Source organism: Paenibacillus sp. FSL H7-0703 (assembly GCF_038003485.1).
GTDB lineage: Bacteria > Bacillota > Bacilli > Paenibacillales > Paenibacillaceae > Paenibacillus > Paenibacillus polymyxa_B.
Genome location: NZ_JBBOPF010000001.1, coordinates 1610474 through 1624191, shown reverse-complemented (window position 1 = coordinate 1624191; position 13718 = coordinate 1610474). Strand labels below are relative to the sequence as shown.

Below are 13718 nucleotides of genomic sequence, written 5' to 3'. Positions count from 1 at the left end.
AAAAGAAGAGATAAAGGAGTTCGATCGTGTATGCGTTCTACTATTCTAATCATTGATGACGATGAAAAAATTGTTTCCATGCTGCGCAGAGGGCTGGCATTTGAAGGCTATGAAGTGCTGACAGCCGCCAATGGAGCAGAAGGATTAAATAAAATGTTGACAGCTGAGCCTGATGTGGTTGTGCTGGATGTAATGATGCCGCAGGTCGATGGTTTTGAGGTATGCCGTCGTATGCGGGAGGGTGGAAGTACGGTACCTGTCCTAATGCTTACAGCCAAGGATGAGGTTGAGAATCGGGTTAAGGGCTTAGATCTAGGGGCCGATGATTATCTCGTTAAGCCGTTCGCTCTAGAGGAGCTGCTGGCGCGAGTGCGAGCGCTTTTGCGGCGTAAATCCGAACAACAGGACAATAACGGAAATCGGCTTACCTTCGAGGATTTACAACTGGACAACGAATCCCGTGAAGTGGTTCGTGGCGGCAAGCGCTTGGAACTGACGGCCAAAGAATTTGAATTGCTCCATTTATTCATGCAAAACCCGAAGCGGGTTCTGTCGCGTGATCTGATTATGGACAAAATTTGGGGCTATGACTATAGTGGAGAATCAAATGTGCTGGAAGTATATATTGCCATGCTACGACAAAAAACGGAGCAGGATGGTGGTAAACGACTCATTCGTACAATTCGGGGAGCTGGCTATATTTTAAGAGGTGATGTGTAATATGTCTATTCGGTGGCGGCTGACGGCCTGGTATTCGAGCATCTTGGCTATAGTACTAGTCATTTTTGGTCTGGTTACTTACGGACTAGTATATTACTACACATATAATGAAGTGAAAAGTCAGCTTATGACTCAGGCGCCACAGATTAACAAGCAATTACGCCTTATTATAAAAGGGGGATTGTTTGAAGTCCCCAACCTGGATTTGGGATTAGAGCAGGGACGTGGAATAGATGACTCACAGCTATATGTACAAATTTACAATTATACGTCTGGTGTAACGAAAACGACCCAAAATATGAAAGACCTCAATATTACCTTCCCTGTCCCCTCCACAGCGGCAGGAGCAGTTCAAAATGAGGGAATTCGACGTGTGAACGTAAATGGGGATTCCTTTATGATTATTCAACAGCCGATCAAATCCGAGGAGTTGGGCTTGGTGGTCGGGCTGCTACAGGTAGGACAATTCACGGGCTCTCAGGATCGACTCATGAACAGGTTACAAAATGTGCTTGTATACGGCTCGTTGTTTGCATTACTCGCTGCTGCGACTTCAGGTCTCTTTCTGGCTCGCAAGTCTATGAAGCCGCTGGTCAAGGTCATTGAGGGGGCCAATCAGATTCAATCCAGTAATGATTTGAGTGTTCGGATTGAATATGACGGACCACCAGATGAAATTGGTCAATTAATCGGGACAGTTAACAACATGCTGGGGCGCACAGAGGTATTTTACAAGGAGCTGGAAGATGCGTACGGTGCACAGCGCCGTTTTGTGGCTGATGCTTCCCATGAGCTTCGTACGCCGCTAACGACGATCCGTGGCAACGTTGATTTTTTGCTCAAAATGTGGACTACCGAACCAGGAGAGCGACCGAAGATGGATGAAGAGATGATTCGCGAGCTTTCTATGGAGGCATTAAATGACATGGCGGATGAAGGCAAACGGATGAGCCGTTTGGTGAGTGATATGTTGTCACTCGCGAGAGCGGACACAGGGAAAACGTTCGATAAGACTCCCGTTGCGCTGGAACCACTTGTAAGTGAGGTTGCCCGTCGTGCTCAGTTTTTAGAGCGAACGGCCGAATGGAATGTGGGAGATTTTTCGTTGCTGAATGGTATTTATATGGATGGCAGCAAGGATTATTTGCAGCAAATGCTATTCATTTTCATTGATAATGCATTCAAATACACACCTGAAGGCACAGTCCGATTTGATGCCATTGTTTATCAAGGACAGGTGGGCCTACGGATCAGTGATACGGGCATTGGAATGGACAAGAGTGAGGTTCCCTTTATTTTTGACCGCTTTTACCGGGCAGATGAGTCACGCGGGGTGACAGAGGGAATTGGGTTGGGGCTATCTATTGCCAAGTGGATTATTGATGAACATCACGGGTCTGTGGAAGTGGTTACGCGCCAAGGAGAAGGAACGACATTTGTCATCTGGCTCCCGGTCAGCTTTTCCGCGCCTTTGGAATAGGCTATAATAGGAAGGCAACTACATCATAGAATTGGCCGGTAAAGGCTAGGATGCCCACAGCTACCGAGTTATCGGAGCTGTATACTGTGTCGAAGAAAGCGGGGGCTCATTTTGGAAGTACTCAGAATTTCGCCCCGGGGTTACTGCTACGGCGTAGTCGATGCCATGGTATTGGCTCGTCAGGCAGCCAGAAATCTGGACTTACCCCGGCCTATTTATATATTGGGCATGATTGTGCATAACAGTCATGTCACCAATTCCTTTGAAGACGAAGGGATTATTACACTGGACGGCCCGAACCGTATGGAGATTTTAAGCCAGGTAGAGAGCGGCACTGTTATCTTCACTGCTCATGGCGTATCACCAGAGGTTCGTAAGCTGGCACGAGACAAGGGGCTGACTACGGTAGACGCGACTTGCCCTGACGTCACAAAGACGCATGATCTGATTCGGGAGAAGTCTGCCGAAGGCTATCAGATTGTTTATATTGGTAAAAAGAATCATCCAGAGCCAGAGGGAGCTATTGGTATTGCTCCTGACCATGTTCATCTGATTGAAAAGGAAGAAGAGATCGACAGTCTTACGTTACCAGCTGGCAAAATACTTATCACGAATCAGACGACCATGAGCCAATGGGACATCAAGCACATTATGAAAAAGCTGCTGGAGAAGTTCCCGGGTGCTGAGATACACAATGAAATCTGTTTGGCGACGCAGGTACGTCAGGAAGCGGTAGCTGAGCAGGCTGGACAGGCGGATCTGGTAATCGTTGTCGGTGATCCGCGCAGTAACAATTCAAACCGATTGGCTCAGGTTTCGGAGGAGATTGCTGGTACAACAGCTTATCGTATTTCTGATGTAACCGAGCTGAAGAGAGAGTGGCTTGAAGGTGTAGCCAAAGTGGCTGTGACTTCTGGGGCTTCGACCCCGACACTGATTACCAAAGAGGTTATTACGTATTTGGAGCAGTATGATGCGGCTAACCCGGATACGTGGGAGATTCAGCGAACCATAGATATGAAAAAACTACTGCCTCCTGTACGAGAGAAGTCAAAAACAACGAAATAGTATATGATTGATTACAGCCGTTATTCGGATACAACCATCCGGATAGCGGCTTTTTAAATTGTTTTAATTTGTAGATATTTTCCGGTTAGCTTCGCTAAGTTAGAATATTGAATAATTCGGGATAATTAAGCCTTGACGAGTATAGCTAAAACAGGTATAGTTGCTTTAACGAATAAAAGCTTAAAAGCGAACAAGCGTCTAAGTGTCATAATATTAACCTGTATTTTGGTTTATAAAATATGTTTTATAGAGAGGAAGAAAAAAATGATCGTTATCGCTGGTGTTCAAACACCTGAAGAGCATATTCAAGCTATTGTTGAAGTTATTGAGAAAGAAGGATTGCAGGCTCATGTATCAAGGGGATCGGATCGCACGATCATCGGACTGATCGGTAGTGTAGAGCCCAAGCTGGCTGAACATCTGCGTCAAATGAAAGGCGTAGAAAATGTGGTTAAAATATCGAAGTCCTATAAATTGGCCAGCCGTGATTTTCATCCGGAAAATACGGTTATCTCTATTAAAGGTGTAAATATCGGCGGGGGCGAGCTTGTCATTATGGGTGGACCATGTGCCGTTGAGTCTGCTGCACAGATAGATGAAATTGCCGGATTGGTCAAAGCAGCAGGTGCTCAAGTTCTCCGTGGAGGTGCTTTTAAGCCGCGTACAGGGCCTTATAGCTTCCAGGGAACTGGTGTAGAAGGTTTGATCATGATGGCTGAGGCAGGTCAAAAGCACGACCTCCTGACCATCACAGAGGTTATGACACCTGAATACGTAGACATTTGTGCGGAATATGCCGATATCCTGCAAGTAGGTACACGTAATATGCAAAACTTCGATCTACTGCGTAAGTTGGGTACTTGCGGCAAGCCAGTGTTGCTCAAACGCGGCTTTAGCTCGACTTATGACGAGTTCTTGAATGCTGCCGAGTACATCTTGGCAGGTGGCAATCCGAATGTTATGCTGTGTGAGCGCGGTATTCGTACATTCGAAACCTACACTAGAAATACGCTCGACTTGTCCGCGATCCCTGTGTTGCAACAGTTGAGCCATTTGCCGGTCATTTCCGATCCTAGCCATGGCACAGGTAGACGTGAACTGGTTGTTCCTATGACGAAGGCTTCGGTAGCTGCCGGAGCGGATGGTTTAATTATTGAGATGCATACAGACCCTGACAACTCGATGACGGGTGACGGCGTACAATCCCTGTTCCCAGATCAATTTTCAGATTTGCTAAAAGATTTGGAAATATTGGCTCCTGCTGTGGGGAAAAAATTTCACACGCCTACTACCATTGCTTAAAACCAATGTTTAACATTAATGCATAAAAGTTTTGCTGCAACGCAGTAATGAGATTTAAATTGCCTAAAAGCCCGATGTTTCGGGCTTTTTGTGCTATTCAAATGTTATCAAGGGCGTAAGCATATCTAACATTAGTTTAAAAAATACCTTACATAGCTATTGACCCGTGTCATGTTTGAGATTTATAATGACGACAGAAAAAACATTCGATCATGAACATTTCAGGGTTGTATAAGACTTAATGTTCGGAAAAATTGGGAGGAAGAAGACATGTCCGTTGAAAACGTATTGAAAACAATTCAGGAAAATAATATTGAGTGGGTAGATTTTCGTTTTGTAGATTTGTCTGGTCGTGCTCACCATATTTCATTGCCAGCTTCCGAAGTAGATGAAGAGACATTTGTTAACGGTGTTGCTTTCGACGGTTCTTCCATTCCCGGCTATCGTGGCATTGAGGAATCCGACATGGTTATGCTGCCCGATCCAGAAGCGGTTTTTATCGACCCTTTCACTCAGCATCCTACACTGAATATCCTGTGTGACATTGCTACGCCAGACGGCGAAAAATACGACCGCGATCCTCGCGGCATCGCAAAAAAAGCTGAGGCATTTCTGCAATCGGCAGGAGTGGGCACAGCAGCATTTTTTGCACCTGAGTCCGAGTTTTTCATCTTTGATGATGTACGCTACGAAAGCGGCATGAACAGTTCCTCCTTCTTCGTAGATTCCGAGGAAGCAGCTTGGAACACGAACCGTAAGGAAGAAGGCGGCAACCTGGGCTTTAAAGTGGGGGTGAAGGGCGGATATGTACCTGTAGCGCCAGTAGACACCCAACAAGATATCCGTAGTGAAATGTGCCGTTTGCTTGAAGAAGCAGGTCTGAGAATTGAGCGCCATCACCATGAGGTAGCTACGGCAGGCCAAGCGGAAATCAACTTCCGTTTTGACACACTCAAGAAAACAGCAGATAACCTGCTCGTTTATAAATACATTGTACACAACACGGCTCGTCAATATGGTAAAGTAGCAACATTTATGCCGAAACCAATCTTCGGAGACAACGGAAGTGGTATGCACGTTCACCAATCCATTTTCGATGGCGACACTCCTTTGTTCTACGAAAAAGGTGGTTATGCTAATCTGAGCGAAATGGCTCTTCATTACATTGGCGGTATTCTGTACCACGCACCTGCGTTGATCGCTTTGACCAACCCAAGCACCAACTCGTTCAAACGTCTCGTTCCTGGCTACGAAGCACCAGTTAACCTGGTATTCTCCAAAGGTAACCGTTCTGCGGCTGTACGTATTCCAGTAGCAGCTGTTACTCCAAAAGGCTGTCGGATCGAGTTCCGTACACCGGACTCCACAGCTAACCCTTACCTTGCCTTCTCAGCAATGCTGATGGCGGGTCTGGATGGCATCAAGCGCAAACTGAACCCAATCGAATTGGGATATGGTCCACTTGACAGCAACATCTACGAGCTGTCTGACGCTGAAAAAGGTAAAATCCGTAGCGTACCTGGTTCATTGGATGAGGCTCTGGACGCTCTGGAAGCTGACTACGAATTCTTGACTGAAGGCGGCGTATTTACGAAGGACTTTATTGATAACTATGTAGAGCTCAAACGTTCTGAAGCTAAATCGGTGAACATCCGTGTTCATCCACACGAATACAGTCTGTATTTTGACTGCTAATAAGTCGATAGCATAGCTGCTTTGAATAACAAGCATTAGCTTACGGGTAACAGTTGTTATTCAAAATAGGTCTCCGGTCTTATGCCGGGGACCTTTTAATATTAAAGTGAAAATCACAGAATAAAGATGTTAAATATGTTGACATTCACAACTCTGTCACATCATAAATGAAATTGAAAACATTTTTATACAAGTCTTGAACGCATTTATGAATACTGCTATCATAGCGATAATATCCACACCAGAGTAGAGAAGGGATGGGAATTTGTTGAGTAAGAGAGCCTACAATTTTAATGCAGGACCAGCGGCATTGCCGCTCAAAGTACTAGAACGTGTACAAGCTGAATTCGTAGATTTCCAGGGAACAGGGATGTCGATCATGGAAATGTCTCACCGTGGAGCTGTGTATGAATCTGTTCATAATGAGGCGCAGGAACGCCTGTTATCTCTGCTGGGCAATCCACAAGGCTACAAGGTGTTATTCCTACAAGGGGGCGCAAGTACGCAGTTTGCAATGCTGCCTTTAAATTTCTTGCGCGAAGGACAGACTGGGAGCTATGTAATGACGGGTAGCTGGTCGGACAAGGCATATAAAGAAGCCAAGCTACTGGGCAAGGCTCATGTTGCTGCATCCTCCGCTGATGAGAAGTACATGCGTCTTCCGAATGTGGATTCCTTGGACTTGCCTGAGAATACTGCTTATGTGCATATGACGTCCAACGAAACAATTGAAGGTACACAATTTAAGCAATTCCCGGATACGGGTTCCGTACCCTTGATTGTGGACATGTCCAGTGATATTTTTTGCAACTTTTGATGTTACTCAATTTGGATTGATTTATGCTGGCGCACAAAAAAATCTGGGACCTTCTGGTGTGACGGTCGTGATTGCCCGTGAAGAGTTGCTGACTTCCTCACCGGACAATATTCCTACGATGTTGCGTTATAGCACATATGAAAAAAATAACTCTCTCTACAATACTCCCCCATCCTTTGCCATATACATGGTGAATGAAGTGCTGAAATGGATTCAGGAAGAAGGCGGTTTGGAAGGCATTGAGCGTGTGAACCAGCAGAAAGCTGCTTTGCTATACAACCGTATTGACAGTAGCGAAGGCTTCTATCGTGGTTGTGTGGACAGCGCTGATCGCTCTATCATGAATGTAACCTTCCGCCTCGCGAATGAGGATCTGGAAAAACAATTTATTAAGGAATCCGAACAGGCCGGATTTATCGGACTGAAGGGACATCGCAGTGTAGGAGGGCTTCGCGCCTCGATCTACAATGCTGTTCCACTGGAGAACTGTCAAGCATTAGCCGAGTTTATGGACGGATTCAAGCAACGTAACAGTTAATTACGCGGACATATATTTCGATACACGATATTTAAAAACGAAAAAGTAAATGTAGAGCCTTCCCTGAATGTGTATAGGGGAAGGCTTTTAGTGGTGTGGGTTGAAATTTTTGTCGTTTGATGTTCATATCTGTCTGATTTTGTTAAAATAAAAGAATGTGTATGTTTTTAATGTATACACTTTGGTTAAACTGTAGGTTATTTGTCTGATGAATTATGAATTTAAAATGAAGGGAACGAAACGTGATGCCATTACATATTGTGCTTGTCGAGCCGGAAATCCCGGCTAACACAGGGAATATTGCTAGAACGTGTGCTGCAACCGGAACTCATCTACATCTGGTGAAGCCACTGGGCTTCCGAACCGACGATGCCACGTTAAAACGGGCCGGACTTGATTATTGGTATGCTGTCCACATTGAATATCATGAGTCTTTTGCTGAAGTGCAGGAGAAATATCAGGAAGGTCGCTTTTTTTATGCGACGACCAAAGCGAATCAGCGATATAGTGATATTGCATTTCAGGATGGAGACTTCTTGGTATTTGGTAAAGAAACGAAAGGTTTGCCGCCAGAGCTGCTAGCTGCTAATCCAAATACATGCATCAAGATGCCTATGTCAGATAAAGTAAGATCTCTAAACTTGTCGAATTCCGCTGCGATTATCGTATATGAAGCGTTGAGACAAATGGATTTTCTAGGTTTATCGTAAAGAACATCGAGTGAACAAGTATAAATGCGAATAAAGAACCAGGACCTTAGTTGGTAATAAAAGTTTCACCTATATTGCTCAAATCTACATGATAGTGGAACTAAAATAAGGGTTGTATGGTCAAAAATTTGCGAAATTTCTCAGCGAGGGCTAATGATAATTGGCTTTCCGGTCGATAAAAATATTACAGACATTCTGTACCATACTTTGATATGGTTCATGATTTTATGAAAAAATGTAATAAAATTTCCTGTGATCAGCAGGATTCGACAAAAAGACAGCGAATACTACATAAAGAATAGTGTCTTTGTACCTAGTTTTTCGCATGGTAAGAAATTTGTAAGTTATTACTCAATAGGAGAGGTGTACGATCACGATGAAACCTGCCGGTGTGGTACGTAAAGTTGATCAGCTGGGGAGAATAGTTTTGCCTAAGTCACTGCGTAAAAGATATCAAATGAATGAGGGAGATCCTGTCGAAATTTTGGTTCAGGGTGACCACATTATTTTGGAGCGTTATCGTCCAAAATGTGTATTCTGCGGGTCAGTAGAACAAGTGAACGATTTCAAAGACCGTTATATTTGTGCTCAATGCCTGACAGAAATGACACAGTATTCCTCCTAAATGAGGCAAAAGCATCACGACATTCGTTCGTGATGCTTTTTTTCGGATAGAGCCGTACGTCGGCAAGCATATTTAATTTGTTAGCAGACTACACATAGCTATTTATAGAACAAAAAATGAGTAGGGACTGGACGCAAATTACCATCTGACGGTTTGTTTACGACTCGACCGTTAAGTATAAGCGACGAGGAACCGCCTCCGTCCAAATTATAGGCATCTTGAACACCTAGATTGTACATTTTTCCTTGCAGTTCTTCGAGCGTCGCGCCCGAACCCCCGCTTTCATTGTAGCCGTCTACGACAATAATGAGCAACTGATCATCTTTATAGTTGCCAATGACCGTACGTGGGGCCCGCTTGGGGGAGACTTTCCATTTGTCAGGAATAGGCATTTTTTGTCCTCTTTGCAGCAGGACGGGAACGAAGGTAGCACCAAAGGCAGGCTTTAAGCTGTCAAGAGCACCTTGACTGTAAAATTTGCCACCGATAAGCTTGCCATCGTTACTCAGTCCGACGAAGGACAAATCCTTAAAACTGGACTGAAAGCCAGTAAGGTAGTGGCCGTTCAAGACAGTAGTGCTTAATGGATAGCGTTTGCCGTCTCCATCCGCAAAGCCGCCTGCATTGATGCCTGCAATAGCTCCGTGTCTCAAGACTGCACGCATGGTGGTTTCGGAGCCACCCAATTTGTCACTTCCCAAAGACAATTTCATAGCAGTAGGATCTTTAAGTTTGACCTTCATAGCGTAGCCATGATAAATTCCCGGGTTTACCTTAAATAATTCAATGGTAATCCGATTGCTATCTACCCGCTCATAGGGAACCCCCAGTTTGGCGGTGATGCGTCGATCATAGATAATCGCGGGCCGCTTGGACTGCGTAGAGGCAGTCACGACAAGCTGATTCATCGTTTGAGTTGTTTGTTTGTATAGCTCAGAAGTCCGGCGAATTGTAGACAAGGTGTATGTTGCCGTTTGCTTGGCTTCATCAAGCTGCTTGCCTACTGATTGCATTTGTAGAGTGACTTCAGCTTTTTGCAGACTCAAAGAAGTAGACCCAGGAAAGCTCAATGAGGGATGCACTAACAAAATATACCCCAACAAGCCGATAAAAGGAGCAAGGGCCAACATAAAGAACCGGTTCACTTGTTTTGCGTCTACATTCATTTTAGCAAGTCCATTTTTTTCTGAAGTGTATTGAGTTGCTGTTTGACTTCATTTAATTGGGTATACAGTTTGTTGCTGTTATCGGTCCTATTGTTTGCATTATCCTTCGTAAAGGTCAGTAGTTCATTGAAGGACTGGACTTTTCCCTGCAATCCGCTAACTTCCTTGGAAAGAGCAGTCAGTTGCTTTTCATAGTCAGATTTGAGTGCTTGAATCTGTTGGTCTGTATGGGTTTGCATCTCGTTTAGCATTTGCTGTTTCAAGTGATTGCTATACAGATAGGTTGCGAGAGCACCTAGTATAATAAGAATGAACCAAAATAGCAGAAAAGCCTTTACGGGTAACCCCTTTCTTGAATTGCTCCGCCGAGCTTCGGCAGGAGGACGTTCAGGTGAAGCTTGCATACGATTTTCAACTCCCGTGTAAAGTCAAATTTCCAGTCTTTATTTGCAGTACCAATTCTATCATGGGCCTATTTATTTCGCAAAAGCGAAATAGTCGTATAAAAATATTGGAAAAAGAGATTGCATCGGAAGGAAGTCCTAGGATACAATTTCCTTAAACGTTTTTCGCTTCCTATACGTTCACATTCGCGCAATTTCTACATATGCAATCCCTAATTTTAGAATTATTTTCGCTACTAACTATGTATTTTTTTGTAAACTCAGGAGGTTTAGATATGAGAAAAGTATGGCAGGTGGTCATCATAGATATCCATCCTACAAGTATGCTGGGAACAAAGCTTATTTTGGAAGACCAGCAGGATTTGCTTGTCAGAGGGATGTCTTCCTCCGGAACGGAAGGCTTGGAGCTGGCTTGCTCTATTCGACCGGAAATCATTTTAATGGACTACAGGTTGCCTGAGGGAACGGCGGAACCATTTTTGACACAAATGCGGGCCTTGTCTCCGGACAGCCATATTGTTATTATGACGGATGAGGATAATATTACGTTGTTTCAGCAGCTAATTTCGCTCGGAGCAAATGGAATGTTATCCAAACAGGCATCACCGAGCCAGTTAATCCATCTGATCAATGGTTTGCGCGAAGGATTTGCTTCTTTACCAATGGATTGGATTCGGTATGGAAACTGGCCCTTTATGCCGTTAATGGCATCCGAGCCTTTTGACGAATTGACACAAACCGAAGTGTTTATTATGGAACGTATTGTACAAGGAATTACATATGACAAAATTGCTATCGAGATCGAAGTTAGCCGGCGCTCCATTGATAATTATCTACGTAAAATTTATGCGAAATTAGGCGTGTCCAGCCGGGCGCAGGCGATTGAACGTTATGCCTTATATGCGCGTCAGATGAAGCAGCTATATGCCTGATGCGTCAGCCCGGAGATCATGACCTATTTTTCAGGAGAAGGAGGATGTTCATGCAATATTCCTTTGCTTCACGAACGGCTGCGATGTTGGCTTCTCCAGTGCGTCATATCCGGGAAAATGCGAGAAGACACTCCTTTATATCTCTGGCTGAAGAACTACCTGCACAAGAGCTGTTTCCGGTGAAGTTGCTGGAAGAAGCAGCCCATGATGTGTTTGGCTCCGGCCCTGACGCCCTCCAGTATGGTGAACCGGAGGGCTATTTCCCTTTGCGGGCATGGCTTGCGGGAGAGTGGGAACAGCGTAAAGGAGTAAGAGTACCACCAGGTCAAATCCTCCTCACGACAGGCAGTCAGCAGGCCATTGACCTGATCATAAGGCTGATGGTGGATGAGCGTGATCCGGTATTGGTCGAAAACCCTACGTCTCCTGGATGTTTACAAGTGCTATCTATGCAGGGTGCGCAGATCGTTCCTGTAGAATCAGATGGGGAAGGTGTCATTCCTGATAAGCTTGAAGCTTTAATGATCCGTTATCGACCCAAGCTTTTTTTTGCCACGCCGACGTTTACGAATCCGACGGGCTCCTTATGGAGCGCGGCTAGGCGGCAGGAAATTTTGGACCTGTGCAGGCATCATGAGGTGCTAGTAGTTGAGGATGATTCTTATGGTGAATTGCATTTGAAGCAAAAAAATGAGTTCCATGACAAGAGTCCACATGGTCAGAGTCGAAAATTTGCAGAGACTTACCCCTCCCTATTTGCGCTGGATCATGCGGGTCAGGGCGGCCAAGTGCTCTATATCGGTTCGTTCAATAAAACAGTTGCTCCTGCGCTGAGAACGGGGTGGGCTGCTGGTCCTGCACCGCTGATTGAAGGGATGTACGCCTTGAAGCAGCTGGCTGATATGCAATCCAGTACGATGAACCAACGGCTGCTGTTCCAATTGCTGACCAGCTCGCGTTTTCAATGGCATGAGCACTTAGCGATGCTGAACAAGGAATATTCGACTCGACTTCAATTGATCTTGGAGCTGCTCAAGCGCCCGTTTTGGAAAGACGTGACGTATCATATTCCGTCCGGTGGCATGTATGTATGGGTGCAGTTGCCCGATGGGCTGGACAGCGCATTGCTGCTAAAGGCGGCGTTACCCAAAGGCGTAGCCTTTATGCCAGGTGCGCTATGTGCGGTTGGCAGTGAAGGCGCGTCCCATATTCGCCTTAATTTTAGCCATCCGGGCCGTGAGCAATTGCTTATGGGCATGAATCTGATCGGTGAAACGATTAGCGAATTTACTGCGCGGAGCTAGCGAAAACCATCGCCCCATGTCAGTCATCCTCCGCTTCCACAACAACGGTGGAGTAAGTGATTGGCGCTTCCGCAATCTGGAGCTGTTCACTGTCCTCGTCAAGCTCTGCGTCTATTTCAGCGGCCGTTTTTATGCCATGCTCTTGCAGTACTGCCGCATACTCGTTCAGGGCAGCTTCGCCAAACGGAGTCAGTCGATAGCGGCCGCGGGATACGCGCTCAAACCAGCCGTAGTAGTTGTGCTGAAGTACGGCAGCAGCTGTGCTGACGGCTGCTATGCGAGCGAGCTGCGCCGGGGCAGCTTCCCCCAAGCCCTGCAAGGCTGCGGCTACGCGCAGCGCTTTTTCCCGGTAGGCAGTGACCAGCTTGCGTCGGGTGCTGCCGCCGGTATTGTGGTCACCGCTGCGTGCGTGAAATTCCCGCAGCAGCTTTTCCTTGCGCGAGCCGTGGCGTACCGTTGCTGCATTGTGGACATTGTCGCTATGCGCCGCAGGCTTACACAGTACCTCAACGAGCGGCGGCTTCGTTTTAAAATGGGTGACGGTGAGCAAGCCAAGTCCCAACTGGCGGCACAGTCCGACCAGCTCGTTCCAGCGTTGATTCACGGCCCCTTTTTTGGCACGATTTCGTTCTACAGCTACATATACATTGCTGCTTAGTTTCAAACGCTGCATGCCTTGCAGCACAAGCGCCAGGTTAAACGTCTTTTTGATCTCCACAATCAATGGTGTCTGTTGCCCTGGCTTGATACCCACCAAATCGCAGTTGCGCACCTCTCCTTTGACTTCATATCCCAAGTTCTCAAAAAAGGCTTTCACCGGAGCGTACAGCTCCGTCTCATGCCGAACCGCCATGACTTCTCCCGCTCCTTTATCCCATTATTCCGAGCTTATATTGTACCATATTGCGTCAGGTCCGCGTTGTTGTTGTATATTTTAGCACAGTGTATCCCTTGGTT

At 45.8% G+C, this 13718-nt stretch carries 12 protein-coding genes and 1 pseudogene; 10 read left to right on the top strand and 3 right to left on the bottom strand.

The window, feature by feature from the left end; translation table 11 throughout:
- Positions 1–30 precede the first annotated feature (30 nt).
- The 8 genes and pseudogenes from MHB46_RS06785 (at position 31) to MHB46_RS06750 (ending at position 8955) form a co-directional block, all read left to right on the top strand.
- A complete protein-coding gene (locus MHB46_RS06785; protein WP_341161919.1) occupies positions 31–720 on the top strand; it encodes a response regulator transcription factor in 690 nt (229 codons plus the stop codon).
- Between the two features lies 1 nt (position 721).
- Entirely contained in the window at positions 722–2200 is a 1479-nt protein-coding gene (locus tag MHB46_RS06780) for a sensor histidine kinase (RefSeq protein ID WP_165176135.1), read from the top strand.
- Positions 2201–2311: 111 nt separating this feature from the next.
- Entirely contained in the window at positions 2312–3268 is a 957-nt protein-coding gene (locus MHB46_RS06775) for a 4-hydroxy-3-methylbut-2-enyl diphosphate reductase (protein WP_013309434.1), read from the top strand.
- Positions 3269–3532: 264 nt separating this feature from the next.
- Positions 3533–4570, top strand: coding sequence for a 3-deoxy-7-phosphoheptulonate synthase (aroF, locus tag MHB46_RS06770; protein WP_341161918.1), 1038 nt, complete (start codon positions 3533–3535; stop codon positions 4568–4570).
- A 270-nt stretch (positions 4571–4840) separates the two neighbouring features.
- Positions 4841–6265 carry a type I glutamate--ammonia ligase gene (glnA, locus tag MHB46_RS06765; protein ID WP_061829159.1) on the top strand — a complete coding sequence of 475 codons (1425 nt, stop codon included), beginning with the start codon at positions 4841–4843 and terminating at the stop codon, positions 6263–6265.
- 265 nt (positions 6266–6530) lie between these two features.
- A pseudogene (gene serC / locus MHB46_RS06760) lies at positions 6531–7620 on the top strand (3-phosphoserine/phosphohydroxythreonine transaminase).
- Positions 7621–7865: 245 nt separating this feature from the next.
- Positions 7866–8330: a tRNA (uridine(34)/cytosine(34)/5-carboxymethylaminomethyluridine(34)-2'-O)-methyltransferase TrmL gene (gene trmL / locus MHB46_RS06755; protein WP_341163691.1), complete on the top strand. Its 465-nt coding sequence runs from the start codon at positions 7866–7868 to the stop codon at positions 8328–8330.
- A 376-nt stretch (positions 8331–8706) separates the two neighbouring features.
- On the top strand, positions 8707–8955 hold the full coding sequence (locus MHB46_RS06750) for an AbrB/MazE/SpoVT family DNA-binding domain-containing protein (protein ID WP_013309439.1): 249 nt from the start codon (positions 8707–8709) through the stop codon (positions 8953–8955).
- Positions 8956–9053: 98 nt separating this feature from the next.
- On the opposite strand, the gene MHB46_RS06745 is transcribed toward MHB46_RS06750, so the two are convergent.
- Positions 9054–10121, bottom strand: coding sequence for a phosphodiester glycosidase family protein (locus tag MHB46_RS06745; protein ID WP_341161917.1), 1068 nt, complete (start codon positions 10119–10121; stop codon positions 9054–9056).
- Positions 10118–10525 carry a hypothetical protein gene (locus tag MHB46_RS06740; protein ID WP_341161916.1) on the bottom strand — a complete coding sequence of 136 codons (408 nt, stop codon included), beginning with the start codon at positions 10523–10525 and terminating at the stop codon, positions 10118–10120. Before MHB46_RS06740 ends, MHB46_RS06745 begins: the two co-directional genes overlap by 4 nt.
- 275 nt (positions 10526–10800) lie before the next feature.
- Between MHB46_RS06740 and MHB46_RS06735 the strand changes: the two genes are divergently transcribed.
- Both MHB46_RS06735 and MHB46_RS06730 read left to right on the top strand, forming a co-directional pair.
- Positions 10801–11457 carry a response regulator transcription factor gene (locus MHB46_RS06735; protein ID WP_069291493.1) on the top strand — a complete coding sequence of 219 codons (657 nt, stop codon included), beginning with the start codon at positions 10801–10803 and terminating at the stop codon, positions 11455–11457.
- Positions 11458–11507: 50 nt separating this feature from the next.
- Entirely contained in the window at positions 11508–12761 is a 1254-nt protein-coding gene (locus MHB46_RS06730) for an aminotransferase-like domain-containing protein (RefSeq protein ID WP_061829165.1), read from the top strand.
- Between the two features lie 19 nt (positions 12762–12780).
- On the opposite strand, the gene MHB46_RS06725 is transcribed toward MHB46_RS06730, so the two are convergent.
- Complete coding sequence (locus MHB46_RS06725; protein WP_341161915.1) at positions 12781–13614, bottom strand: DUF2161 domain-containing phosphodiesterase; 834 nt, start codon at positions 13612–13614, stop codon at positions 12781–12783.
- Positions 13615–13718: the final 104 nt, after the last annotated feature.